Annotated in this window: 19 protein-coding genes and 1 pseudogene; 13 read left to right on the top strand and 7 right to left on the bottom strand. The window is 73.8% G+C overall.

Annotation, left to right across the window (positions count from 1 at the left end; genetic code table 11):
- The first annotated feature begins 129 nt into the window (after positions 1 to 129).
- A complete protein-coding gene (locus tag ACFWIA_RS26160) occupies positions 130 to 2,649 on the top strand; it encodes a SpaA isopeptide-forming pilin-related protein (protein ID WP_387009120.1) in 2,520 nt (839 codons plus the stop codon).
- Positions 2,650 to 2,851: 202 nt separating this feature from the next.
- Entirely contained in the window at positions 2,852 to 3,172 is a 321-nt protein-coding gene (locus tag ACFWIA_RS26155; protein ID WP_387009118.1) for a DUF3040 domain-containing protein, read from the top strand.
- Positions 3,173 to 3,231: 59 nt separating this feature from the next.
- Here the strand turns inward: ACFWIA_RS26155 and ACFWIA_RS26150 are convergent, their stop codons facing one another.
- Entirely contained in the window at positions 3,232 to 4,287 is a 1,056-nt protein-coding gene (locus tag ACFWIA_RS26150; protein ID WP_387009116.1) for a Gfo/Idh/MocA family protein, read from the bottom strand.
- Positions 4,288 to 4,529: 242 nt separating this feature from the next.
- Between ACFWIA_RS26150 and ACFWIA_RS26145 the strand changes: the two genes are divergently transcribed.
- Entirely contained in the window at positions 4,530 to 6,464 is a 1,935-nt protein-coding gene (locus ACFWIA_RS26145) for an ABC transporter ATP-binding protein (protein WP_387009115.1), read from the top strand.
- A 78-nt stretch (positions 6,465 to 6,542) separates the two neighbouring features.
- Here ACFWIA_RS26145 and ACFWIA_RS26140 read toward each other — a convergent pair whose 3' ends face one another.
- Both ACFWIA_RS26140 and ACFWIA_RS26135 read right to left on the bottom strand, forming a co-directional pair.
- Positions 6,543 to 7,379 (bottom strand): class I SAM-dependent methyltransferase, encoded by an 837-nt coding sequence (locus tag ACFWIA_RS26140; RefSeq protein WP_387009113.1) that lies wholly within the window; start codon positions 7,377 to 7,379, stop codon positions 6,543 to 6,545.
- On the bottom strand, positions 7,376 to 8,416 hold the full coding sequence (locus ACFWIA_RS26135) for a saccharopine dehydrogenase family protein (RefSeq protein ID WP_387009111.1): 1,041 nt from the start codon (positions 8,414 to 8,416) through the stop codon (positions 7,376 to 7,378). Before ACFWIA_RS26135 ends, ACFWIA_RS26140 begins: the two co-directional genes overlap by 4 nt.
- Positions 8,417 to 8,535: 119 nt before the next feature.
- Between ACFWIA_RS26135 and ACFWIA_RS26130 the strand changes: the two genes are divergently transcribed.
- Both ACFWIA_RS26130 and ACFWIA_RS26125 read left to right on the top strand, forming a co-directional pair.
- Positions 8,536 to 9,162 carry a TetR/AcrR family transcriptional regulator gene (locus ACFWIA_RS26130; protein ID WP_387009109.1) on the top strand — a complete coding sequence of 209 codons (627 nt, stop codon included), beginning with the start codon at positions 8,536 to 8,538 and terminating at the stop codon, positions 9,160 to 9,162.
- Between the two features lie 111 nt (positions 9,163 to 9,273).
- Positions 9,274 to 10,488 (top strand): S8 family peptidase, encoded by a 1,215-nt coding sequence (locus ACFWIA_RS26125; RefSeq protein ID WP_387009107.1) that lies wholly within the window; start codon positions 9,274 to 9,276, stop codon positions 10,486 to 10,488.
- Positions 10,489 to 10,569: 81 nt separating this feature from the next.
- On the opposite strand, the gene ACFWIA_RS26120 is transcribed toward ACFWIA_RS26125, so the two are convergent.
- Both ACFWIA_RS26120 and ACFWIA_RS26115 read right to left on the bottom strand, forming a co-directional pair.
- Positions 10,570 to 11,463 carry a hypothetical protein gene (locus tag ACFWIA_RS26120; protein ID WP_387009105.1) on the bottom strand — a complete coding sequence of 298 codons (894 nt, stop codon included), beginning with the start codon at positions 11,461 to 11,463 and terminating at the stop codon, positions 10,570 to 10,572.
- Positions 11,464 to 11,481: 18 nt separating this feature from the next.
- Positions 11,482 to 11,898 carry a hypothetical protein gene (locus ACFWIA_RS26115; protein ID WP_387009103.1) on the bottom strand — a complete coding sequence of 139 codons (417 nt, stop codon included), beginning with the start codon at positions 11,896 to 11,898 and terminating at the stop codon, positions 11,482 to 11,484.
- Positions 11,899 to 11,987: 89 nt separating this feature from the next.
- On the opposite strand from ACFWIA_RS26115, the gene ACFWIA_RS26110 reads away from it, so the two are divergent.
- From ACFWIA_RS26110 to ACFWIA_RS26085, 6 genes are all read left to right on the top strand, one after another.
- Positions 11,988 to 15,887, top strand: coding sequence for a CHAT domain-containing protein (locus tag ACFWIA_RS26110; RefSeq protein ID WP_387009102.1), 3,900 nt, complete (start codon positions 11,988 to 11,990; stop codon positions 15,885 to 15,887).
- 142 nt (positions 15,888 to 16,029) lie between these two features.
- On the top strand, positions 16,030 to 16,374 hold the full coding sequence (locus tag ACFWIA_RS26105) for a hypothetical protein (protein ID WP_387009100.1): 345 nt from the start codon (positions 16,030 to 16,032) through the stop codon (positions 16,372 to 16,374).
- 93 nt (positions 16,375 to 16,467) lie between these two features.
- The gene (locus tag ACFWIA_RS26100) at positions 16,468 to 17,154 is read left to right on the top strand and encodes an ABC transporter ATP-binding protein (protein ID WP_387009098.1); all 687 of its coding nucleotides are present in this window, start codon (positions 16,468 to 16,470) and stop codon (positions 17,152 to 17,154) included.
- On the top strand, positions 17,151 to 19,301 hold the full coding sequence (locus ACFWIA_RS26095; protein WP_387009097.1) for a permease: 2,151 nt from the start codon (positions 17,151 to 17,153) through the stop codon (positions 19,299 to 19,301). Before ACFWIA_RS26100 ends, ACFWIA_RS26095 begins: the two co-directional genes overlap by 4 nt.
- An 87-nt stretch (positions 19,302 to 19,388) precedes the next feature.
- Positions 19,389 to 20,138, top strand: a complete 750-nt coding sequence (locus tag ACFWIA_RS26090) for an alpha/beta fold hydrolase (protein ID WP_387009095.1) — start codon at positions 19,389 to 19,391, stop codon at positions 20,136 to 20,138.
- A gap of 217 nt (positions 20,139 to 20,355) precedes the next feature.
- Positions 20,356 to 21,123 (top strand): thioesterase II family protein, encoded by a 768-nt coding sequence (locus tag ACFWIA_RS26085; protein WP_387009093.1) that lies wholly within the window; start codon positions 20,356 to 20,358, stop codon positions 21,121 to 21,123.
- Positions 21,124 to 21,180: 57 nt separating this feature from the next.
- Here the strand turns inward: ACFWIA_RS26085 and ACFWIA_RS26080 are convergent, their stop codons facing one another.
- Positions 21,181 to 21,774 (bottom strand): GNAT family N-acetyltransferase, encoded by a 594-nt coding sequence (locus ACFWIA_RS26080; protein ID WP_387009091.1) that lies wholly within the window; start codon positions 21,772 to 21,774, stop codon positions 21,181 to 21,183.
- Between the two features lie 254 nt (positions 21,775 to 22,028).
- Here ACFWIA_RS26080 and ACFWIA_RS26075 point away from each other — a divergent pair, with 254 nt between their 5' ends.
- Positions 22,029 to 23,264: a GNAT family N-acetyltransferase gene (locus tag ACFWIA_RS26075; RefSeq protein WP_387009089.1), complete on the top strand. Its 1,236-nt coding sequence runs from the start codon at positions 22,029 to 22,031 to the stop codon at positions 23,262 to 23,264.
- Here ACFWIA_RS26075 and ACFWIA_RS26070 read toward each other — a convergent pair.
- Positions 23,261 to 24,172: pseudogene (locus ACFWIA_RS26070) on the bottom strand (IS5 family transposase). The gene ACFWIA_RS26075 and the pseudogene ACFWIA_RS26070 sit on opposite strands and share 4 nt — an antisense overlap.
- Positions 24,173 to 24,208: 36 nt before the next feature.
- Between ACFWIA_RS26070 and ACFWIA_RS26065 the strand changes: the two are divergent.
- Complete coding sequence (locus ACFWIA_RS26065) at positions 24,209 to 24,838, top strand: class I SAM-dependent methyltransferase (RefSeq protein ID WP_387009088.1); 630 nt, start codon at positions 24,209 to 24,211, stop codon at positions 24,836 to 24,838.
- The last annotated feature ends 189 nt before the right edge of the window (positions 24,839 to 25,027 follow it).

Genomic DNA, 25,027 nt, shown 5'->3' with positions numbered 1-25,027 from the left:
GCGCGGTCCGACCGCGGGTTCCGACGGGGGGCTGTCCGGGCGAAGGACTGTGGGGCACCCGGCTGATGTTCGTCGCCGGCGCAGGGTGTCCCGCCGGGACGCCCCGCACGGCGGGTACCCCTCGTGGTCATGAGCAGAGACAGCGGGACCGCCCGCCCCCGTCGCCGAAGAACCCCGAGCCTGGCCGCCGCACTCGTGATCGGCCTCCTGGGGGGCACCGTCGGGAGCAGCGCCCAGGCGTCACCCCCGTCGGCTCCCCGAGCGCCCCGAGCGGTCTCCACCCCCCTGGTCCAGGAGACCTTCACCGGCGCCACGGCCGACCCCGGGTTCACCGCAGTGGGATCGGCCTGCCTCACCGGTGCCGCCGCGGCTGCGCCACCGGGTCCGGGGAACCACCCCCTCGGCGGCTGTCCCACGACGCAGACCGGCCCGGTGCCGCCCACGGGCGGCGCCCCCAACGGATACCTCCAGCTCACCGACGCGTCGAACGACCAGGCGGGGGCCGTCCTGTACGACCAGGCCATCCCCGCCGGCCAGGGGCTCGACGTCACCTTCGACCAGTGGCAGTACGGCAGCACGACCCCGGCGACCCCGGCGGACGGGATCTCGTTCTTCCTCGTTGACGGCGCCACCTCGCTCACCCACCCGGGAGCGTTCGGCGGCAGCCTGGGATATGCGCAGAAACTGCCCGACGACAACCCGGTCAACCCCTTCCTGCCCGGTGTCGACCGGGGCTACCTCGGGGTCGGGCTGGACGTCCTGGGCAACTACTTCGGCGACTGGGAGCAGCGCGGCAACGGCTGTGCGCAGCGTTCCCCGGCCGGCACGGAGTTCAGGATCCCGGCACCGGGAGCCAACATGGTGACCGTGCGGGGCCCGGGCGACGGCATCGAGGGCTACTGCTTCCTCACGGCGTCCACCAGCAACTTCTCCACCACGGGTCCGTGGCCCTCCACCCTGCCCGGCGAGCTTCAGGGGCCGCTGACCTCCCTGCCGCCGGACGCCACGCCCGCCGAGGCGGAAGCCGCGCTGGAGCCGTCCAGGCGTCGGGTCAACGTCCACCTCACCCCGGCGCCGAACCCGGTGCTCACGGTGGCGGTGGACTTCAACGACGGCGCGGGCTTCCAGCAGGTGATCGCGACTCCGGCGCCGACGGCGGTGCCCGACACCTACAAGTTCGGTTTCGCCGCCTCCACCGGTCTGTTCACCGACGTCCATCTGATCCGCAACGTCGCGGTCCACTCGGACCAGCCGCTGCCGGCGCTCAACCTGGTGAAGCAGGTCCACCAGCCGCTGCCCGGAGTCATCGAGGAGGGCACCGAGGTCCCCTACGACTTCGTCGTCACCAACTCGGGCAACGCGTCGATCACCGAACTCGTCGTGACCGACCCGAAGATCGGGGCGGTGACCTGTCCGGTCACCACCCTGGCCGCGGGAGACACGGTCACCTGCACGGCGACCTACGTGGTCACGGCCCAGGACGTGGCGGCGGGCTCCGTCGCCAACACCGCGACCGCCGGCGGCACGTCAGGGGGGACCCCGGTCACCTCGCCGCCGTCCAGCGAGACGGTGCCCCTCGTCCGGCCGCCCGGGATCAGCATCGAGAAGAGCGTCGACACCGAGGGGCCGTACACCGCCGGCACCGAGGTGGACTACGTCTACACGGTGCGCAACACCGGGGGCCAGCAGCTCACCGGGGTGACGGTCACCGACGACCGCGTCACCGGCATCACCTGCGAAGCGACCACCTTGGAACCGGAGGGCGAGACGGGCGACAGCACCACCTGCCGGGGTTCCTACACGGTGACGGAGGCCGACGCCGAGGCCGGCTCGGTCACCAACACCGCCACCGCGACGGGCACCGCACCCAACCGGACCGTCACCTCGCCGCCGGCCCAAGCGACCCTGCCGATCACCGGAGGCCCCGCGATCTCCGTCAGCAAGGAGGTGGCGAGCCCCGGCCCCTACCAGGTCGGGGACACCGTCGCGTACGCGTACACGGTGACCAACAGCGGCAGCCAACCCCTGACCGGGGTACGGGTGGTCGACGACCACGTCACCGAGATCACCTGCGAGGACACCTCCCTGGCCGCCGGCGCGAGCACGGTCTGCCGCGGCAGCTACGTCGTCACCGCAGCGGACGGCGAGGCCGGTGAGGTCACCAACCGCGCCCGGGCCGCGGGCGAGGACCCCGCCGGGAACACCGTCCCCAGCGACCCCGTGACCGTGACCGTCCCGATCACCCGGGCCCGGGGCAGCATCAAGGTCCTCAAGACCGACGAGAAGAACGGCAGGGCACTCACCGGCGCCGTGTTCGAGCTCTGGGAGGAGACCAACGGGGTCACCGGCTTGCAGACCACGGCGTCGGGTTCCGTCGCGGCGGACACCCGGCGCGGCCCCGGCTGCTCGACCGACGACGCGGGCGTGTGCCTCTTCGACGACCTGGCCGTCGGGGAGTACTACCTCCGGGAGACCGACGTCCCCGAGGGGTACGTGCTGCCCGACCAACCGGTCACCGGCCCCTACGCCATCACCCCGCAGAACGCGGACGAGACCGTCACCGTTCACCTCGCCAACGAACGAGGAGAACGCCCCAAGGACAAGCACGAGAAGCTGACCATCCACCCGAGCCCCCGACAGCGGGCCTAGCGCACCGCGCACGACCGGGAGGGGCCCGCCCACCTGAGGGCGGGCCCCTCCCCGCGCGCTCCGGGGCACCGGGAGCGGGACGGCGCATGCGTCCGTAGACTCGTCAGTGCAGGCAGCACCGGGCGGTGACCGTCCGCACCCCGGCGCACACGGGCCGCAGACCCCGCGCGGTGCACCCCTCCAGAGCGCTGGAGCGCGCACCATGGCCGCCGACCGACTGACCGAACGCGAGCGACGGACCCTCCAGGACATCGAGGACCGCCTGAACGGCGACCGTGCGCTGCGTCACCGCCTGGGGCTGCTCGCGGTACGGCAGCGGCTGGCGGCCCAGCTCGTCCGCGGTCGCGCACTGGCGCTGTGCGCCGTGCTCTCCCTGGCCCTGCTGGTGCTCGGCGGTGTCACCGCCAACCCGGTCGCGATCTGGGCGTTCGTGGTGTGCTGGCCGCTCACGGTCGCCGTGGCCGTCCTGATCCTGCGCCGGGCCGTGCGCGACCACCCCGGTCCGCCCCGGCCGTTCGTGTGAGGGCCGCCGTCGACCTGGCGGGCCCCGCGAGGCCCGCAGCGCCCTGGTCGACGCGGTTGTCAGACCTCCGCGTCACCGGTGAGGTCCACGGCCTCTCCGGTGCGGGCGGACAGCACGGCGGCTGCCGCGATCCGGACCGCGGCCACTGCGTCCCGGGCGCTGACCCTGGGGGACGGACCGCCCGCGAACGCGGCGGTGAACTCGCGTAGTTGAGTGAGGTAGGGACTCTCCGCCGCAGGTCCGGCGGGCGTCGCCGCATCCGGCGCGTCCCCGGTGCCGGAGCCAGCCCGTAGGCCCGTCGGGGCGGTGGAGTCGTGCGCCACGATCCCGCGGGTCCCCGTGACCCGGAAGGTCGTGCGGAACGGCACGTCGGCCGGGCCCCAGGTGGCGGACAACCGGCTGACCGCGCCCGACGCATGGGTGAGCACGGCGGTGCCCTCGGCCCGCGCGCCGCCCGGCGCGGTGTTCGGGGTGGTCTGCGCCTCGGCCCGGACGCTCACCACCTCGCCCGCCAACAGCCGGGCGTAGTCCATGTCGTGGATCATCAGGTCCATCAGGATGCCGCCCGACAGTGCCGGGTCGGCGAACCACGGTGACCACACCGGATAGGCCCCGCCCCGGGTGAACCGCAGCTCGGTGGGCTCCCCGAGTTCGCCCCGGGCGACCGATGCGGCGGCGGCCTCGTACGCGGGGAAGTAGCGCACGACGTGCGCCGGGAAGAGCAGCACTCCGGCCGCCTCCGCAGCCCCTGCGATCTCCGCCGCGTCCCGCGGGGTGAGCGCCAACGGCTTCTCGCACACCACGGACCGGCCCTCGGCGATCGCGGCCAGCGCGAGGGCCGGGTGACTCGGGGTCGGGGTGCAGATGTCGACGACCGTGCTGCGACCGATCAGACCGTCCAGGTCCGGCGCCACCGTGACCCCCTCGGCCCGGTACTCCTCGGCCAGTCGGGCGGCGCCACCGCCGGCGGACCACACGGCGACCCGGGCGCCGAGGGCGAGCCAGGCCGGTAGATGGGCGCGGGCCATGGTGCCCGCCCCGACCAGCCCCACGGCGAGCCCCCGCGGCCCCGACCCGGCAACTCCCACCGGCTGCGGCTTCCCCGTCACCTTCATCGTGCCCTTCCCGTCCCCGGCCGCCCGGACCGGCACCGACTCCCGCCCGGATGCCCGGCCTTCCCTCTCCCCGGCTGACGGGGATGCCGAGGACTCTCGCACACCTCCCGCCTCCTGAGAACCTCCGGCAGCCGGGAAGAAGCCGAGGTGGCGGCTCCCCGCCCGTGCCCGTGACGGCTCCTCAGAACCTCCCGCACGACACACTTGACCTCAAGGATGATTGAGGTTCTACCGTCAGCGGCATGAACATGGAGACCACGGCATGGACGCAGCTCAACGGCCTCATCCACGCCCAACAGGACCGCCGCCCCTTCCGCCGCGCGACCCTGCGCCGCATCGCCGCCTTCGCCCGCCCCCACCGCAAGCCGATCGTCCGCTTCCTCCTGCTCAGCATCGTCACCTCGCTCCTCGCCGTCGCCACCCCCCTGCTCGCCGGACGGGTGGTGGACGCCATCGTGAGCGGCGGCCCGCCGGGGACGGTGGTCCGGATCGCCCTGCTGATCGCCGTGATCGCCGTCGTCGAGGCCGGCCTCGGCCTGATCGAACGCGGTCTGTCGTCCCGGCTCGGCGAGAACCTGATCCTGGACCTGCGGCGCGCCGTCTTCGACCACGTCCAGCAGATGCCCGTCGCCTTCTTCACCCGCACCCGCACCGGTGCCCTGGTCAGCCGCCTCAACAATGACGTCATCGGTGCCCAACGCGCCTTCAGCACCACCCTGTCCGGAGTCGTCGGCCATGTGGTCACCCTGCTGCTCACCCTTGCCGTGATGCTCACCCTGTCCTGGGAGATCACCCTCCTCGCGCTGGCGCTGCTGCCCGTCTTCGTCGTGCCCGCCCGCCGGATGGGCACCCGGATGGCCGGACTCCAACGCGAGGCCACACAACTCAACGCCGCCATGGGCACCCGGATGACCGAACGCTTCTCCGCACCCGGGGCGACCCTCGTCAAGCTCTTCGGGCGGCCCGCCGAGGAGTCCGCCGAGTTCGCCGTCCGCGCCACCCGGGTCCGGGACATCGGGGTCCGCACGGCGATGTCCCAGTACACGTTCATGACCGCACTGACCCTGGTCTCCGCCCTCGCCCTCGCCCTCGTGTACGGACTCGGCGGCTGGTTCGCCCTGCGCGGCACCCTGGAGCCCGGTGCCGTCGTCGCCCTGGCCCTCCTGCTGACCCGGCTGTACGCCCCGCTCACCGCACTCGCCGGGGCCCGCGTGGAGGTGATGAGCGCCCTGGTCAGCTTCGAGCGCGTCTTCGAGGTGCTGGACCTGAAGCCGCTGATCGCCGAGCGGCCGGACGCCCGCGAGGTCCCCGAGGGCCCGGTGGCCGTGGAGTTCACCGACGTGCGCTTCGGCTACCCCGCGGCCGACCGGGTCTCCCTCGCCTCGCTGGAGGAGGTCGCCTCACTCGACACCCGCGAGGGCGGCGAGGTGCTCAAGGGCCTGTCGTTCCGCGCCGAACCCGGCCAGACGGTCGCCCTCGTCGGATCCTCCGGGGCGGGCAAGTCCACCATCGCCTCCCTGCTGCCCCGGCTGTACGACACCGACTCCGGGACGGTCAGCGTGGGCGGCGTCGACGTGCGCGACCTGTCGACCGACTCGCTGCGCGCCACCGTCGGCATGGTCACCCAGGACGGCCACCTCTTCCACGAGTCGGTCCGCGCCAACCTGCTGCTCGCCCGTCCCGACGCCACCGACGAGGAACTGTGGGACGCCCTGCGCCGCGCCCGCCTCGACGGCCTGGTCCGCTCCCTGCCCGACGACCTCGACACGGTCGTCGGCGAACGCGGCTACCGGCTGTCCGGCGGGGAGCGCCAGCGGATGACCATCGCCCGGCTGCTGCTCGCCCGGCAGCGCGTGGTGATCCTGGACGAGGCCACCGCCCACCTCGACAACACCTCCGAGGCCGCCGTGCAGGAGGCGCTCACCGAGGCACTGGCGGACCGGACCGCCGTCGTGATCGCCCACCGGCTGTCCACCGTCCGGGCCGCCGACCAGATCCTGGTGGTGGAAGACGGTCGAATCGTCGAGCGCGGCACCCACGACACCCTGCTCGCCCGTGACGGACGGTACGCGGAACTGCACCGGACCCAGTTCGACGGCGCCGACGAGGGCGGTGCACTCCAGCGGGTGTTGCCCGCGGCGCGGATCCTCGGCGAGCGGGCGAAGGAACTGCGGTGACGGTCGCTGCCCGCGCCGACGGAAGGGCCGGGAACGGACGGCGGCTCGGGGACGGCACCCCGGGCCGCCGCCACTCCGCTACCGGGACTTTCCGGTTCCCCGATCGACCCGGCCGAGCGCCACGAGGTACGGAACGTGCATCTGGAGGCTTCCGTCAGTGGCCCGGCCGTGTGCCGTGAACAGCTCGCTCAAGGCGTCCCGCGCGACCTCCCAGCGCCCGGCCGCCTCCAGGGCCGTCCGGTACTGCCGCAACGGGCCGGGCTTGTCGGCGAACACCCGCACCGCCCGCTCGACGGACGGGTACGTGACGCGGACCTCGCACACCAGGGTCTCCACGGTCACCGGCAGCGGGGCGAACCACCGCCGTACGTGACCGGGCTCGCCCCAGCGGGTGGGGGCGTCGACGGAACCCGGAGGGCGGGGGAGTGCCCGGGCGACGGTCGGGGCGATCCGGCCGAACACCCCGTCCGGGGTCCAGGACGCGACGGCCAGCCACCCGCCCGGACGACAGACCCGTACGAGTTCGGCGGCCGAGCGCCACGGATCGGGCGCGAACATCACCCCGAACGTGGACAGGGCCACGTCGAAGCGTCCGGTGGGGAACGGCAGCGCCCCCGCGTCCCCCACGAGCAACCGGGTCCGACCGCCGAGCCCCGCCGCGGCGGCCCGGGCCGCCGCCACCCGCACCAGGTCGGCCGCCCGGTCCACACCCACCGCGAGGGCACCCGCCCGGGCCGCCGCGAGCAGCGCGGGACCCGATCCGGTGCCCACGTCCAGCACTTCGGGGACCGGCCCGCGGTGTTCCCGGTCGGCCCGGGCGAGGGCCAGCGCCACCACGTCGTCCGCCGCGTGCGCCCAGGCGTCCCCGGCCTGCGCGTACCCGTTCCGCCCGCCGCCCGACCAGTCGTCCCTCACGCCGGTCCGTCCGTCAGTCGCAGCACGGTCAGTCCGTCACCGGCCAGCCGCTCGGGCAGGTCCGCCAGTGCGGGCACCTCCTCGACGTGCCGGACCCCGGGCGCCGGGCCGCCGGTCAGCAGGTGCCGTGCGACGTGCGCGGCCACCAGGGCGGTGAACCGGCTCTGCCGCAGTCCCCGGGCGACCCGGGCGACGTGCAGTCCGTCCCGGTACGCGTCGGCGCGCACCACGAAGGCATCACCGCCGAGGTGCACCCGACCCAGGGCGCCGGTGAGCAGCCGCCGGGGCACCGGACGGTCGGCGGCCCGCAGCAGTCCGGTGCGGCGCAGCCCGAACAGCAGCGCCGTGGCCGCCCGTGAGTCCAGACACAGCCGGGTGGTCACCCGGGGCACGCCGAGGGTGCCGGTCAGCGTGTGCTGGTCGGAGAACGGGAAGGGGTGCGCGGTTCTGAACCCGTGACCGGGCAGTTCGACGCGCCGGGGACGGGCCGCCGTGGGCGCGGCGAGCCCCGCCACGGTCCAGCGCACCGCGTCGGCGCCGTGCCGTTCGCCCGATCCGAGCAGCACGGTCAGGTCGATCCGCTGCGCGCCCCCGACCTCCTCGTGGGCGCGCCGGGCGAGCAGGTTGCTCAGCCCCGGCGCGACTCCGACGCTGAGCACCGCCGATGCGCCCGTGTCGAGCGCCGTGTCGTGGAGCGCGGTGACCGCGCGGAGCAGGCGCGCGTCCGCCCCGATGTCGACCAGGTGGACGCCCCGCTCCAGACATACACGTGCCACCGACTCGTCCGGCGGCTCCACGCACAGCACCACGGCGCTCACGTCGCCGAGCCGGTCGAGGACCGCGCCGAAGCCCTGCGGATCGTTCACGTCCACCCGGACCCCGCCGTGCTGTCGGGCCCGCTCCGCGCTCCGACCGCCGGGCACCACCCGCCCGGGGAACCACTGCCCGAGGGTCGCGGTCACCGCCGTGCCGACGGCTCCGTAGCCACCGGGAACCAGGATGCGTCCGTCGGCGGTAGGAGAATTCGCTGTAGTCATACTCCAGTGAAACACGCTGTAGTCTCACTACAGTCAAAGGGTCGGTGGCATTCACCCGTGGAGGTCGTGGAGCCGGCGGCACCCAGGCCCGCAGTCCGCGCCCGTCGAGGAGTCCGCCCGTGACCCCACCCCTCACCCGTGCCGAGAAGACCCGTCGCACCCGGCACCGGATGCTCGCCGCCGCCGCGGGGCTCTTCGTCGAGCGCGGCTGGACCGGCACCACCGTCGAGGACATCGCCCGGGCCGCCGAGGTCGGCGTGCAGACCGTCTACTTCACCTTCGGCACCAAGCGCGCCCTGCTGAAGGAGGTCCTGGACACCGCGATCGCCGGCGACACCGACTCGGCGGCCACCCTCGACCGCCCCTGGGCCCGCGCCGTCCTCGCCACCCCCGACCCCGCCCGGCAACTCGCCCGGCAGGCCGCGGGGGCCCGCGGCGTGTTGCACCGGGCGACACCCGTCCTGGAAGTGGTCCGTACGGCCGCGGCCTCCGATCCCGAACTCGCCGCGCTGTGGCGGACGAGCATGGAGCAACGGCACACCGTGCAGCTGCACTTCGCCCGCGCCCTGCTGGTCAAGACGGGGGGCACGCTCCGGGACGGGCACGACGCCGCGTCCGCCGCCGACATCGCGTTCACCGTCCTCGGCCCCGAGACGTACGGTCTCCTGGTCGCCGTCCGCGGCTGGTCCCCGGCCCGCTGGGAACGCTGGGCCACCGACACGCTGGTCCGTCAACTCCTGCCCTGAACGCGTCCTGCGACCGACCGGCCGCGCACCCTCCCCCCGTGCGTACGAAAAGTAGCGCAGGGCTACTCAGGGTGATGGATTTGTGAGAGGCGATTTGGTTGGGTCACGGGCATGCCCACGCACCCCAGACTGTTCGCGCTCGCCGCAGCCGTCACCGCCCTGCTCTCCACGACGGCGCCCGCCCTCGCCACCTCGACCGCCCCCGACCCGACCGCCGCCCTCACCGGAGCCCGAGCCGAGCCCGCGCCGCTGCGGCCCACACCCGTGCCCGTCGCGGGCCAGTACATCGTCACCGTCGCGAAGGGCGTCTCGCCGGCGTCCGTGCTGAAGAAGGCGGCACCGTCGGCGACCGCCCTCTTCACCTACACCTCGGTCCTCAACGGGTTCGCCGCGAAGCTGACCCCCGCGCAACTCACCGCGGTGCGCGCACTGCCCGCGGTCGACGCCGTGGACGAGGACGGCACCGTCACGGCGACCCCCACCCCGACCCGCGCCGCGCGGGCCGCGGCCCCGAGCTGGGGCCTGGACCGGATCGACCAGCCCTATCTGCCGCTGAACCAGGAGTTCAACGTCCACGGCACCGGTTCCGGAGTGACGGCCTACGTGGTCGACACGGGCATCGACTACCAGCACGCCGAGTTCGGCGGACGGGCCGTGCCCGGCTTCGACGCGATCGGTGACGGCCGCAACGGGGCCGACTGCAACGGACACGGCACCCATGTCGCGGGCACGGTCGGCGGCGCCACCTTCGGGGTGGCCCGCCAGACCTCGTTGGTGAGCGTACGGGTCCTCAACTGCGCGGGGCGGGGCGAGTGGTCCGGGATCATCGCGGGCTTCGACTGGGTCGCCCGCAACGCCCGGCAACCCGCCGTGCTGAACGGTTCCCTCGGAGGTGACCGCAACGAGGCCGTCAACCAGGCGATCAACAACCTCACCACGCGCAACGTGCTGCCGGTGGTCGCGGCGGGCAACGACGGCAAGGACGCCTGCGACGTCTCCCCGGCCAGCGCCAACTGGGCCCTCACCGTCGGCGCCACCGACCACTACGACATCGAGACCGACTTCAGCAACTTCGGCCCCTGTCTGGCCCTCTACGCACCCGGCCGGGCGATCGTTTCGGCCCGCGTGGGCGGCGGCAGCACCGCCCTCGACGGGACCTCGATGGCCAGCCCGCACGTCGCGGGCGTCGCGGCGCTCTACAAGGCCGTGAACCCGACGGCGACCGCGCAGGAGGTCGGCAACTGGATCATCAGCCAGGCGACCAGGGACGCCCTCACCGTCAGCAAGTCGTCCCCCAACCGCCTGCTGTACACCGCCGGCCTCTGAACCGACCGTGCCCCGGACGCCGCCCGAACGGAGCCCGGGGCCACCATCCCGCACCCGACCCCCGACCCCTGACAAGGGGGTTTAGCCGCCCTTGCGGAACGCCTCGGACATCAGGTCACCGGACTCGTGCCCGAGGAGACCCGGGGCCCGCTCCGGTTCCGCGACCGCCACGCCCACCCGGACGGCCAGCTCGCGCCCGTGCACGTCCACCGCCGCCTCCACCAGCGAAGCGAGCGCCTCCACCGCATCGCGGGCCCGGGTACGGGCGACCAGGGCGCAGCCGGCGGCGATCACCACGGCCGGCCACCACCACAGACCCACCACGAGGTAGCCGACGGCCCAGGCCGCCAGGCGCGCAGCCGCCGCGACCGAAGCACGCGCGGACTCGATCTGCCGCTGGGCGGGCTCCTGGAGGACCAGCCACAGCCGCGGCCACCACGCGGCCAGATCGACGCCGTAGGCCGCGTCCACCCGTTCCGCGGCGGCCTGGAGCCGATCGCCGTACCAGGTCGGACGGCTCGGCGGAACCAGCCCGATCCGGTCCCGGACCAGGGTGAGCCGCGCGATCTCCGGCTCCGCCGTCGCCGGGTCGCGGATGGCCGCGGTGCGTGCCCGGTCCGCACGGCGGTACCGGGCCGCCCGCCGTCGCACCAGGACGCGCGAGGGCGCGAAGCGCGCCTCCCGGAGCCAGTACCGTTCCACGCCCGCGCCCAGGAACTGGGCGCCCAACGACAGGGCCGAGGACAGCAACAGCAGGATCGCCACCACCAGGGCGGCCGTGCCGGTGCGCTCCAGCGCGGGCCGCCCGGCGAGTCCGTCGAGTGCGGCGCGCAACCGGCCCAGGTCCTGCCAGTGGCCGTGGCCGAGCGTCACGCCCGTGGCCAGGACGCCCAGGAACAGTGCCCCGGGCAACACCAACAGATTCAGCCAACGCTCGGTCAGCTTGCCGCTGAGCGTCGCGAGGAGCGGGTTCACCGTCGCAGGCCCCTCACGTCAGGGCTCCCGGCGGAGCCGCTCCTTGCGCATCCGGACGCCCGTGACCGTGCACATCGGCGCCGGCCACAGGTCCCTCGCCGGTTCCCGGCGGGGGCACCGCGGCTCGCCGGGACAGAGCGCCACCTTGATCTGCGCCCGGACGCCCGGCACGACGGAACCGGACGGCCGGAGGTCCGCCGCACCCCGGGACCGGCCGAGCAGTCCCCGCGGATCGCCCGCCCTGCGCAGCGCCTCGTCCACCGCGTGCAGCGCCTCGTCCACCTGCTGGCGGTCACCGTCCGCGGCGATCAACGCCCCGGCCCGAGCCGCGGTTTCGGCCACCTGCGGATCGCCACCGCCGCCCGATTCCCCCAGGAGTGCGCACAACGCTCCCACGGAGTCGGCGCGTTGGCGCTCCCTGTCCGTTGCCGTCATGATCCCGATTGTGCCGTACGCGACGGACGAGCGGCGCACGCCCGAAGAACCGGGCGCCGTGCGGGACCAGTGGGGCGGAGGCGCAGCAGATGGAACGGAGTCACCGACTGCGGGCGGTGCGGGAACGACTCGTGCACGCCGAGGCCCGGAGCACGGGCAGGGAGGAGCGGCCCACCGACGCGGACGACGACGTCCACGGCCTGTTCGGCCCGGCGGCCGACGCGGACGTGGCCGCGCTGCTGCGGGTGTGCGACCTCACCACCGACCTGGAGGTCCGCTGGGCCGTCGGCTGGTTCTACTGGGCCCGGTGCGCGGAGCTCGGCGCGGGCCGGGGAACCCGGGAGGGCAGTTGCGCGGGAACCCTGCTGTTCCCGGTGTGGGCCGTCGACCCCGGGGCCGTACCGGAGGAGTTGGCGACGGCGTTCGCCGACCTCCCGCCCGACCAGCGACCGGGACCGGGCCCGGCGGACGGCCCCGTGCAGTGGCACGTGGTCTGCGAGTCCTCGGTGGCCGCCGCCCAGGAGCAACTGCCGCCGCAGGGGCCCCGACCGGACGATGGCCCCTCGTACGTCGACCGGCTGAAGGACCTGGCCGAGCAGGTGCGCGCACTGGTGGGCATCGACCTGGAGCAACTGCTGTGGACGGGCGTCGCCTCCGGAACGCTCGCCGTGCTCGCCACCCAGCGGGGCGCCCCGGAGCACGCGCTCCGGATGGACACCCTGGCGGCGGCCCTGTCCACCCTGAGCCGGGTCACCGGCGAGGCGGCGCCCCTGGACGAAGCGGCGGACCTCGGACACCGGGCGGTGAAGGCCAGTCGGACCGACGACCCCGACCGCCCGGTCCGACTGAACAACCACGGACTCGTCCTGGTCCAGCGCTACGAGATGACCTCCGACCCCGAGGACCTGTACGAGGCGACCGGCATCGCCCGTGACGTACTGGACGGGACCCCACCCGACCACGCCGACCGCGCCCGGTACGCCAGCAGCCTGGCCCGCGCGCTCTCCCTGTGCACCGAACGCGACGGCGGGACACCGGACCAGCACGACGAGATCGTGGACCTGCTGCGCCGGGCGGTCCCCGGCGACCCGAACGGCCGCGGCGCGGCACTGCTGAACCTGGGGGTCGCCCTGCTGCGCAGATCCCGCAGGGCGGGCCGGCCGGCCGACCTGGAGGAAGCCGTCACCGTGCTGACCGAGGCCCGCGAGGAGAGCGGCGGACACCCGGCGCTCCGGTCCCAGGTGGGCGAAGTGCTCGCCTCGGTCCTGAGGGCCCACCACGCCCACACCGGTCGCCCGGAAGACCTGGCCACCGCCCGGCACCTGATGGACGCCGCCCGGGCGACCGGCCCGGAACCCGCTCCCCGCACCGCCGGGCGCCTCATCAACACCGCACTGGAGCTACGGGCCCGCTACACCGCCGGAACCAGCGGCCCCGAGGTGCTGCGGGAAGCGGTCCAGCAGCTCCGCGACGCGGTGGCGCTGTTCCCCGCCGAGCACGTACGACGTCCGGCGGCGCTGCACGACCTGGGCAGCGTCCTGATCACCGCCCACCAGTCGGGCACGGACACCACGGCGCTCCCGGAAGCCGTCGCCGCCCTCCGGGAGTCGGTGCGCCGCACCCCCCGGGGACACGCCGAACTCGGCGGGCGGTTGATGACCCTGGGCACCGCGCTGGGCCTGAGGCACGCGACCTCCGACGACTCGGGGGACCTGCGGGAAGCCATGGAGTGCCGCCGCCGGGCCGCCGAACTGCCCGGCCTGCCCGGGGAACAACGGGCCGCGGTCTTGGTGGCGTCCGGCACGGGTGCGCTGCACGCCGTGGAGCGCACCCAGGACCCGCACACCGTGGAGCAGGCGATTGAACAGATCAGGGCAGGCATCGCCCTGACCCCGCCCACCGACCCGAAGTGGCACCGACGACGGATGAACCTGGCGCTCGCCCTGCTCACCGCCTTCCACCTGACGGGCCGTCGCACCCGACTGAAGGAAGCCCGCACCCTCATCGACGCGGTGCTCGCGGCCCTGCCCGAAGGCGCCCCCGACCGGAGCAACGCCCTGATGGCGGCGGCGACGCTCCGGCTCGCGGGGGAGCGGGTGGCCTGGTCCTCCACCGTGCGGCGGGACGCGGTCGCACTGATGCGGCAGGCGGTGCGCGCCACCCCGGAAGGCAACCCCCGACGGGCGGGCAGACTGGCGAGCCTCGGGGCGGCGCTCACCGTGCTGTACGTCCACACCCGGGCCCGCCCCGACCTGCGGGAGGCCGCGGACGCCCTGCGCGCCGCCGCCCTCGACCCGCACGGCGCCCCCGCGACCCGGTTGGAGGCCGCCCGCGGCTGGGGCCGCGCCTGGCTGGCGCTGGGCCGACCCGACCGGGCCGTGGAGGGCTTCACGGCAGCGGTGGACCTGCTGCCCGCGGTGTCCCCCCGCCACCTGGTGCGCGAGGACCAGGAGTTCAGGTTGAGCCAGGCCGTCGGGCTCGGCGCCGAGGCCGCGGCCTGCGCCGTGCACCACGGTGACCCCGGGCTCGCGGTGCGGCTGTTGGAGCAGGCCCGCGGGGTGCTGCTCGCCCAGGCGTTCGACGCGGACAGCGATCTCACCGAACTGGCCGCTCGGGCACCGGACCTGGCCGCGCGCTTCGCCCGGCTGCGCGACCACGTCGACGCCACCACCGACGAGCGCCGCACGGACCCCGACGCCTGGGACACGCCCACCGACACGGCCAGCGGCACGATCACGGACACCGCACCCGGCGGCGCCGAACTGCGCGGGCGGGCCGCGGCCGAGTGGAACGAACTCATCGGACGCATCCGCGCCGAACACCCCGCACTACGGCTGTTCCGACCGGTGCGCGAGTGGGACGAGAGCGAACTGCGTGCCACCGCCGCCGAAGGCCCCGTGGTGCTGCTGTACGTCCCCCCGGCCCCGGAACTCCCCGGCCCGGTGCCCACCGCCCCCGACGGCGGCGCACTGATCGTCACCACGGAGCGCATCGAGGCGGTACCCCTGCCCGGCCTCACCGCACGGGAGGCCGAAGGACGCACCCGACACTTCCAGGAGGCGCTGAGCCTGCTGGCCGACCCCAACTGCCCGCGGGACCGGGCGCTGAGCGCCCAGGCGGCCGTACGGGACACCCTCGACTGGCTGTGGTCGGCCGTCACCGGTCCCGTCCTGCGCCAGCTGGACCGGACCCACCCGACGGGACCCGGGCAGCTCCCGCCCCGGATCTGGTGGTCGCCGGGCGGCGCCCTCGCCGCACTCCCGCTGCACGCCGCCGCCCCGGACGGCACCGGCCCCGGAGCCCTCGACCGGGCGGTCTCGTCGTACGTCCCCACCCTGCGCGCCCTGCACCACGCCCGCACCCGGGAACGGGGACGCCGCACGGCCCCGGGCCGCCCGCTGCTCGTGTCCGTGCCCGAAGCCGAGGGCCTGCCCCCGCTGCCCGGAGCACGCGGGGAAACGCAGCGACTGGCCGCCCTGCTGCGGGACGCGACGGTCCTGGACGGCGAAGCGGCGACCGGGGCCGCCGTCCGCGCACACCTGCCGGACCACCCGTACGCACACTTCGCCTGCCACGCGGTGAGCGACCCGCAGCGGCCCTCACACACCCGACTGGCCCTCCACGGACCGGCCCGCGACTCACCCACGGTCCGCGACCTGGCCCGCTGGCGGCTCCCCCACGCCCGGCTCGCCTACCTGTCGGCCTGCGACACCCTGCGCACCAGCCCCGCACTCGCCGACGAGTCGGTCCACATCGTCAGCGCCCTCCAGATGGCGGGCTTCCCGCACGTCGTCGGCTCGCTGTGGAACGTGGACGACACCATCGGCGCGCGCGTCGCCCACGCGGTCTACGAACGGCTCGTCGCCGACGGCGGACCACCCGCCGTGGCGGGCACGGCACACGCCCTCCACCAGGCGGTGTGCGCCCTGCGCGCGGACTACCCGCGCACGCCCAGCCTCTGGGCCTGCCAGGTCCACGCGGGACCCTGAAGCCCCGGGGCCGCCCACCGGTGAACCGGGAACCAGCCGAAGTTGAGCGTCATCCGGCCCTTCGATTGCACCGCCTCCACGGTGCTGGCAGCGTGCTGCCCGTGCTCCAGGACGCCTACCTGCACCAGGGAGGGAATCCGCCATGCGCACATCGACGACCCTGGCCGGGCTGCTCCTCGCCGTCGGTCTCGCCCTGCCCACCGTCACCGCGACGGCGACCAGCGTGACCGGCGGCGGCGCCACCGCCTGGTCCCCCGCACGGGGGGACTCCGGGAGGATCGCGGTCAAGGACGGCAGCCGGGACAGCGACCCGGCGAAGGCCGAGTACTTCCGCGCCGCCAGCTCGGACCGCAAGCGCACGCTGTGGAACCACAACGGCACCCACACGACCGTCTACTCGGGTGACGGCTCCAAGATCTTCAAGTTCAAGGCGTGCGACGAGAACTTCGGAAGCAGGGACGACTGCTCCGGTTGGGCGTACAACTGACCGATCCACCACACCGTCACGCACGGGCGCACTCCGCCGTGCCGGCCCGCGCCCGCACGGCGGAACCCCGCATCCCAGAGGAAGAGCACCCCGGTGACCCAGGCAGACGCGTCCGGCCTCCGCATCAGCGGCCTCCGCTACGAGGTCGCGGGCCGCGTACTCCTCGACGACCTCGAACTGACCGTCCGCCCCGGGGAGTCGACGGCGATCACCGGACCGAGCGGATCGGGGAAGTCCACCCTCCTCATGTGCATCCTCGGGCTCATCACACCGGACGCCGGCCGGGTCACCGTGGCCGGACGGGAGATCACCGGGCAGCGGTCCGCCCGGCTGGCACGCATCCGACGCGACACCATGGGCATGGTCTTCCAGTTCGGTGAACTGCTCCCCGAACTGACCCCCGTGGAGAACGTCGCGCTCCCCGTACTCCTCGACGGCGGCGACCACCACACCGCCTACCGACGGGCCGCCCGACTCCTCGACGACCTGGGCGTCCCGCACGGCACCACCCCGACCGGCGCGCTGTCCGGCGGCGAACGCCAACGCACCGCCGTCGCCCGGGCACTGATCACCGACCCCGCCGTACTGCTCGCCGACGAACCCACCGGCGCCCTGGACCCCGACACCAAGGACGGTGTCGCCGACCTGCTCTTCACCGCCGCCCGCCGGCGCGACTGCGCCCTGCTGGTCGTCACCCACGACCCCGCCGTCGCCGCCCGCGCCGACCACCGCCGACGCCTGGACCACGGAGCCCTGACCGGAACAGGGGCGTCCGCGTGACGCGGGACCGGCGGCTGTGGACCCGCCTCCTGCACATCGGGCTCGCCGCAGGACGGGGCACCCCCGGCGACCGGCTGCGCTGGTGGGCCCTGTTCGCCGCCGCGGCCACGGTCGCCCTCGTCGTCCTCGGCACCGTCGCCGCGGTCGCCACCCACCAGGGACGCGAACAACGCAACGAGGCACGGGGACCGATCCTCACCGAAGCACGGCACGACGCCGCGCTGATGTACCGCGAAGTCCTCGACACCGTCGACGAGGTGCAGCACAGCGTCCTCTACCTGGTCCCGCTCACCGACGACGCCCCGCTGCCCCCCGGGCTGCGCGCCTGGCCCGAACCCGGACAGGCGGTGCTCTCCCCCGAACTCGCCGCACGGGGACGACACCTGGGCATCCACGACCGGTACGGCGAGTCCACCGGAACCATCGGCAAGGACGGCCTGGCCGCGCCCTCGGAGCGGCTGGCCTACGTGCGCCCCGCACGCGCCCCCGGGCGGGGAGCCGAGGGCTGGTGGTACGCCGAGGGCTTCGGCAAGGCCCTCCCGATCGGCGAGATGGTGGACCAACGGCCCGTCACCGATCCGCTGCTCACCTTCTGGACCCTCACCGGAGTCCCGGCCCTGGCACTGTCCGTGATCGCGGCCCGCGTGGGTTCACGCACCCGGGACCGGCGCAGCGGTCTGCTGCACGCCCTGGGCGCCGGGCGGCGGCACCGCGCCCTGGTCCAGGTGGGCGAGGCCGCGGCCCCCCTGGCCCTCGGTACCCTCCTCATGCTGCTGCCCCAACTCGCCGCGTCCCGCTGGGACCTGCGGCTGCCCCCGACCGGCTACGTCCTGGACAGCCGCGACATCCGCGCGGCATGGCCGACCGCGTCCGCCGGCCTGCTGCTGTCCGTCCTGTTCCTGCTCGCCGTCGTGGTCCTCACCCACCGCGCGCCGGGCGACCGCCGCTCCACCCGACCCGGCGGGGGCTCGTCCTCCGTTCCCCACTGGCGACCGGCGTGCTGCGGCCTCGGCGTGGCCCTGGTGGTCACCAGCCAGTACCTCCCGGAGCGCAACGCCCTCGCCCCCTTCGCCCTCGGCACCGTCCTCATGTGGGGGTTCCTGCCCTCGGTCGCGGCACTGGTCACCCGCCGGGTCGGAGCCGGGCTCGCCGCGCGCGGCGCGCGCACCGGACGGGCCGGCCAACTCATCGGCGGCCGATGGACCGCCGCCCACCCCGGCGTGGTCGTACGCTTGGCCCTGGCCATGGTCATCGGCCTGGGCATCGTGGCACAACTCCAGGTGTGGAACAGCCGACTCGGCGAACAGGCGGAGCTGGCCCGACTCACCCAGGCCCGCATCGGGGACGGCGTGCTCGCCGTACAGGTGAGGCCCATGGCACCGCGGGCGGTGGACGCGTTCGCCCGCACCCTCCCCGACGGTGCCTTCCTCCTGAAGCGGAACACCACGTACGACGACCGGGGCCGGGGCAGCACCTCGTTGCAGGGCTCCTGCCGGGCGCTGCGCTCCCTGGACCTGGGATGCCCCGCGCAACTGAGCCCGGCGACCGGCGGCGACCGGCGGATCGAGGAGATCCGACGCTGGTCGACCCCGGACATCCGGGTCCGGGCGGTGGCGGCACCCTTCGGGTTGACGGCACGGGACTCCGCCCTCGTCGTCGCCGAACGCGGGCGACTGTCCGAGGTGAAACGGGCCGCCTTCGCGGTGCTGGCGACCGCCGAGCCACTGGGCGACACCTGGGCGAGCGGGGCGGCGAGTAAGGCCCGCGCCAACAACTGGGTCCTGCTGTACGGGGTGACGGGCCTGGCCGTCCTCGCCCTCACGGGGGGCCTGGGCGCGGCGGCCGAGTTCGTGCGGATCCGCGGTGTCCTCGCCCCCCTCACGGTGCTCACCGGCACCCGGTCCGTCTTCCGGTCCGTCGCGTTCTGGCACCTGACCCTGCCGCTGTTGGTGGCCACCGTCGTCGCGACGGCCGTCACCGCGTGGCACTCCCTGTTCTTCATCGCCGCCGCGGGGGAGGGCAGCGTCTCCTGGACGGTCCTCGGGGCGGGGGCGCTGGGCTGTGTCCTGGTCGCGTTCCTCGTCGGTGCCTTGGGGGCGCGCTCCGCGATCCGCGCGACCCGCTCGTGGCGCCCCACCGCCGACTAGGTCGCCTGCTGCGGGTCGAGGGCCACGGGTTCCGCCGCTGGTGAACGCGGGGCGCGTCGCGGGGAACCGCCGCGTACCCTCCGGGACATGGTCGATCACTGCTCGGCGTACGTGGACGGGGTCCGGCTGGCCTACCGGGTGGCGGGTCCCGAGGACGCTCCGCCGCTGGTCCTCCTGCACGCCTTGGGGGAGACCGCGGGCGACTGGGAACCGGTGGCGTCCCTGCTGGCGCTCCACCGCCGGGTGTACGCGCTCGACCTGCGCGGGCACGGCCGGAGCGACTGGCCCGGGGCGTACGCGGTCGATCGCATGCGAGCCGATGTCAGCGGATTCCTGGACGCGTTGGGTCTGCACCGGGTGGACCTGCTCGGGCACTCCCTCGGCGGGATCGTGGCGTACCTGGTCGCCGCCGACCGCCCGGCGCGGGTGCACCGACTGGTCCTGGAGGACGTCCCGGTTCCCCGGCCCCGCGAGCCGACCCCTCCGACCCGACCGGACGGCGACCTGTCCTTCGACTGGCAGATGGTCCTCGACGTCAGACGGCAACTCGACGGGCCCGACCCCCGCTGGGGGCGACGGCTCGACCGGATCACCGCCGAGACCCTCGTCATCGCCGGCGGCCCGCGCAGCCACGTACCCCAGGACGGCGTGGCGGAGTTGGCGCGGCGCATTCCCGGCGGGCGCCTGGTGACGATCCCCGTGGGACACCTGATCCACCGCGGGGCACCCGCGGAGTTCACGGAGGCGGTGGACCGGTTCCTCACGGTGGATGCCGTCGGGGCCGCCGAAGACCGGCCGACCCCCACGGCGCGACACATCCGCACCGGCCGTCCATGAGGGCGAGTCGACGCCCGACCGCGCCGCCGAGGCCCTGACCGCGGGCGCCCGGCTAGGCTCGGACGCTGCACCCCAATGCCGTGTCACCAGGGCATAGTTGGGGTAACGGTACGGGGGCTCGCCGCAGGGGGCGTCACCAGGACGGGTCCTCGCGTAGCTGTGGCCCCTGGCCCGGCGGCCCCCGACACGTCCGGCACCTCCGAAAGGAACGATCACCGTGAACACCCAGCCCACCGAGGAAAGCAGCCTCTGGGTCCGTAGGTTCCACCCCCGCCCCGACGCCGCCGTCCGGCTGGTCTGCCTGCCGCACGCGGGAGGCTCCGCGAGCTTCTACTTCCCCCTCTCCCGCGACATGCCGGACTTCGCCGACGTGCTGTGCATCCAGTACCCCGGCCGCCAGGACCGTCGCACGGAACCCCTCATCGACAACGTCGCCGGCCTCGCCGACCGGGTGTACAACGCCCTGCTGCCCTGGGTGGACCGGCCGTTGGCCTTCTTCGGGCACAGCATGGGCGCCTCGGTGGCCTTCGAGGTCGCCCGACGTCTGGAGCGCGACAAGGACGTGGTCGCCACCGCCCTGTTCGCGTCCGGTCGCCGCGCCCCGTCCACCCACCGCCACGAGACGGTGCACCTCCTCGACGACGAGGGCATCCTCGCCGAGGTGCGCAGCCTCGACGGCACCAGCAGTCAACTCCTCGGGGACGAGGAAGTGTTGCGCATGGTGCTGCCGGCGATGCGCGCCGACTACCGCGCGGCCGAGACCTACACCTGCGCGGCCGGCGAGTCGGTGCGCGCCCCGATGCTCGCCATGGTCGGCGACAGCGACCCGAAGGTGACGCTGGACGAGGCCGCCGCCTGGGAGCGGCACGCCGGCGGCCCCTTCGAGTTGAAGGTCTTCCCCGGCGGACACTTCTACCTGGCCGCCCAGCAGAAGGACGTCATCCGGACCATGGCCGACCGGCTGAGGGAACTCGTACGGGTCTAGTGCCCGCCCGCGGTGCCGCCCCGAGGAGATGCCCGGGGCGGCACACGACGGCCGGACTCAAGAGGGGTCGCGTCGCATGCACCACAACTGCGGTCCGCCGTCAGGCAGTTCGACCTTGGCCGTGACGTGGAACCCCAGACGCTCGTACAGGCGTACGTTCCGCTCCGTCGCCGTTTCCAGGAACGCCGGGTACCCGGCCCGTTCGGCGGCCTCGATGCCCGGGCGGAGCACCGCGCTGCCGAGTCCACGGCCCTGTGCGCTCGGCGCGACGCCTACCGTCGCCAGGAACCAGACCGGCTCCGTCGGCCGGTACGGCTCCACCGCGGCCTCGGCGGCCGTGAAGGCGTCGATGCGGTCTCCGGCCAACTCCGCGATGTGGGGACCCACCGCGGCGAACCCGGGGGACGGATCGCGGTCGGGGGTCGTCCAGGCGGCGACGGCCAGACGGTCCTCCGTGACCCAGACCCGCCCGTACGCCATGCCCACCTCGGTCAGGAACAGTTCCTGGAAGCGGCGGACCCGCTCCTCGTGGTCGTTCTCGGCGACCACGTGCCGGATGTACGGGTAGTCGGAGAAGGCTTGGGCGAGGGTTCCCACCGCACCCGGTACGTCTGCGACCCCTGCCGGCCGTACCTGCGCCCCGGTGTCCATCGTCGCTCCCTTCCTCGCCGGGTTTCCCCGGGCTGCCGCGGCCGGCCGAACCGGCCGCTCATGTCGGAAGTCCGGCCGGAGGTTCGCCCCCCGAACAGCCGGACGATCCCGTAACGATCAGTCGTGGCGAGTCGTTCCCGTCGGGTTCGACACCGGTGCCGTCGCCCCCGAGCCGTAGCGGAACCGGAGGCGAGCGGCCGATACTCCGGATATTTCGGTGGACACCCAGGTCAGAGCGGTGCGATGGTCCCGTCATGGCCACACATCCAGCATCCCCGGAGCCCCTCGCCCTGGCCGACGGGCTCACCCTGCGCACGGCGACCCCCGCGGACCTCGACCAGATCGGCGCCCTCCTGTCCGAGCGCGGTGATCCGAACGACGCCCTGGATCACCGGCTGGTCGTCACGGACCCCGAGGCCGGCTGGTCCGCCTGCGCCGTGGTCGTGGACGGCGATCGGGTGGTGTCCACCGCGACGCTCCTGGACGAGGAGGTGCGCCTCGGTGACCTCCGCCTCCCCGCCGGCCAGGTAGAGCTGGTCGCCACCGACCGGGCGTACGAGGGGCGCGGACTGGTGCGGGCGCTCATGCGATGGGCTCACCAGTGCTCCGCCGCCCGGGGCCACGTCCTCCAGACGATGATCGGAATCCCGTACTTCTACCGGTTGTTCGGCTACGAATACGCCATCGACATCCCCCCGGCGCTGCGTGTGCACACCCCACCGTCCGGCGGGAGCGACGCCGTGCTCCGCCCGGCCCGGCCCGCCGACGTTCCTGCCCTGGCAGCCCTCCAGCAGTCGGCCCAGGCAGGGTTCGACGTGGCCATGGGGCACTCGACCGAGCGCTGGCGGTGGCTACTGGAGCACGGGGCGAGCACCCTGTGGGTCCTGGAGCGCGACGGCACCGCGGTCGCCACCGGACGCACCACGCCCCCCGACGGCGGGGTGCTGTTGGCCGAGGCCGCCGCGGTGGACGCGGCGGCGGCGCTGGACCTGCTCCGGACGGTCGCGGCACGGTTCCCCGAGGAGCCGCTCCGCGTCGTCCACCGGGCCGGCACGGTCACCGCGCGCGCCTGGCAGGACCTGCTGGTCCACGAGCCGCCGGCCGCAGCGGAGCAGTACTACGTCCGCATCCCGGACGTCGCCCTGCTGCTCGACCGGTTGCGCCCGTTGCTCTGGCAGCGCCTCACCGCGGTCGGGCTGGAGCGCGGCGGCCGGGACATCGTCCTCTCCACCTTCGGGGCCCACTACCGGATTCCCGTCCGGGCCGACGGCCTCGGCGAGGTCGTCACCGGAGGGGCGATGCAGGGCCCCCGGGCCGTGCGGGGCGCCGGAGTGGCCCCCGACCACCTGCCCGCACTGCTGTTCGGCCCGCGGGGAATGGAGGGCCTGACCCGGATCCGACCCGATGTCTACTCCGCCGACGAGGAACGGTTCCGAGCGCTCTTCCCGCCCCTCACCGCCGACCTCCTCAGCTACTACCTGCCGTACTAGGGCCTGTCTGACAAATGATCACCTGGCCGCTTCACGGAGCCAGAGGATCAGGGAGGCCAGGACGACTCCCGCGCGGTACCGGTTCGCGAGCTTGTCGAACCTGGTTGCGATCGCGCGGAACTGTTTGAGGCGAGCGAAGCATCGTTCGACCACGTTGCGGTCGCGATAGATCTCCGTGTCGAAGACGGGTGGCCGACCACCGCGGCGCCCCCGGCGCCGACGGTTGGCCACCTGGTCGCGGCGCTCGGGGATCGTGGCAGCGATACCCCGACGCCTCAGCAGATGACGGATAACCCTGCTGGAACACGCCTTATCACCCAGCACACGGTCCGGTGTCGTGCGCGGACGGCCCGTGCCGGCCCGAGGAGTGCGCACCCCATTGAGGACATCGGCGAACGCTGTGGCGTCGTTGACGTTTCCGGGTGTGAGCACAATCGACAGCGGCAGCCCCCGGCCGTCGACGGCGAGATGGACCTTGGTGGTCAACCCGCCCCGAGACCGACCGAGTGCCTGGCACGCCTGCGAGCGGCCCGGATCTTCCAGTTCGTCCCCGTCCACGTCCCCCTTTTACGGGCGCCTGCGGCATGCTGATGGGCCCGGTTGACCGTGGAGTCGACGGCGACGGTCCACTCCACCCGGCCCGCCGCATCGTCACGGACCTGGACGTGCTCCAGCAGCTTCGCCCATGTGCCATCGGCCTCCCAGCGGGCGAACCGCTCGTAGACGGTCTGCCACGGCCCATACCGCTCGGGTAGGTCGCGCCACGGGGCCCCGGTCCGCAGCCGCCACAGCACCCCGTTGACCACCTGCCGGTGATCACGCCACGGACGGCCGCGTCCGTCCACCTGCGGCAACAGGGGCTCTATTCGCCCCCATGCCTCATCCGTCAACTCACCTCGACCCGCCACAAGATCAATTATCAGACCGGCTATAGAGTCCTGCCCGTGGCAAATCATCAGGACGACACCAGGACGGCCTACGACGGTGTCGTCGAGCTGTACGCATCGCTGTTCGCAAACCGGCTGGAGACACAACCTTTCTCCCGGGCCATGATCGGCACCTTCGCCGAACTGGTGCGCGCGACGGGCAACCCGCGGGCAGCGGACGTCGGGTGCGGGCCCGGACATATGACAGCCATGCTGCACGAACTGGGCCTGGACGCCTTCGGACTCGACCTTGCCCCCGGCATGGTCGACCACGCCCGGCAGGCCCATCCGGCGCTGCGCTTCCAAGAGGCGCGGATGGAATCCCTGCCGATCGAGGACGGCGCGCTCGGCGGCGTGCTGGCCCACTACTCGATGATCCACACCCCTCCGGGGGAGCTGCCGGAGCTACTCTCCGAACAGGTACGCGTCCTGGCGCCGGATGGCCTGCTCCTGGTCTCCTTCTTCGGGACCGACGGACAAGAACCGGTTCGCTTCAACCACAAAGTGGCGCCCGCCTACAGCTGGCCGGCAGATAGCCTCGCCGAACTGCTGGCCGATGCCGGTCTCGATCCCTTCGCCCGGCTGCTCCACGATCCGGCCTCTGAACGGGGTTTCCTCGACGCCCACCTGCTGGCCCGCCGCTCGTAGGTCCTGCCCGGCAACACCCGCCAGATGTCGGCGCATATCCGGGCTGCCAGCTCGACGGACGCTCGCTGGTCCGACGGGAATTGTCAGACAGGCCCTAGGGGCTGTTCGAAGTTCGGATCATGTGGCTGAGGCGAGGTGCTTCAGCCACATGATCGATCCTCGGAGGTGGAGTCCTGCCTCGTAGCTTTC

Origin of the sequence: Streptomyces sp. NPDC127068 (assembly GCF_042724695.1) — a bacterium.
GTDB lineage: Bacteria > Actinomycetota > Actinomycetes > Streptomycetales > Streptomycetaceae > Streptomyces.
Note: the sequence above shows the minus strand (reverse complement) of the source record. Positions and strands in the feature narration are given on the sequence as shown.

Coding starts and splice junctions, on each gene's coding strand:
- ACFWIA_RS26160 (WP_387009120.1), top strand. CDS start 130: ATGAGCAGAGACAGCGGGACCGCCCGCCCCCGTCGCCGAAGAACCCCG.
- ACFWIA_RS26155 (WP_387009118.1), top strand. CDS start 2,852: ATGGCCGCCGACCGACTGACCGAACGCGAGCGACGGACCCTCCAGGAC.
- ACFWIA_RS26150 (WP_387009116.1), bottom strand. CDS start 4,287: ATGAAGGTGACGGGGAAGCCGCAGCCGGTGGGAGTTGCCGGGTCGGGG.
- ACFWIA_RS26145 (WP_387009115.1), top strand. CDS start 4,530: ATGAACATGGAGACCACGGCATGGACGCAGCTCAACGGCCTCATCCAC.
- ACFWIA_RS26135 (WP_387009111.1), bottom strand. CDS start 8,416: ATGACTACAGCGAATTCTCCTACCGCCGACGGACGCATCCTGGTTCCC.
- ACFWIA_RS26125 (WP_387009107.1), top strand. CDS start 9,274: ATGCCCACGCACCCCAGACTGTTCGCGCTCGCCGCAGCCGTCACCGCC.
- ACFWIA_RS26115 (WP_387009103.1), bottom strand. CDS start 11,898: ATGACGGCAACGGACAGGGAGCGCCAACGCGCCGACTCCGTGGGAGCG.
- ACFWIA_RS26110 (WP_387009102.1), top strand. CDS start 11,988: ATGGAACGGAGTCACCGACTGCGGGCGGTGCGGGAACGACTCGTGCAC.
- ACFWIA_RS26105 (WP_387009100.1), top strand. CDS start 16,030: ATGCGCACATCGACGACCCTGGCCGGGCTGCTCCTCGCCGTCGGTCTC.
- ACFWIA_RS26090 (WP_387009095.1), top strand. CDS start 19,389: ATGGTCGATCACTGCTCGGCGTACGTGGACGGGGTCCGGCTGGCCTAC.
- ACFWIA_RS26080 (WP_387009091.1), bottom strand. CDS start 21,774: ATGGACACCGGGGCGCAGGTACGGCCGGCAGGGGTCGCAGACGTACCG.
- ACFWIA_RS26075 (WP_387009089.1), top strand. CDS start 22,029: ATGGCCACACATCCAGCATCCCCGGAGCCCCTCGCCCTGGCCGACGGG.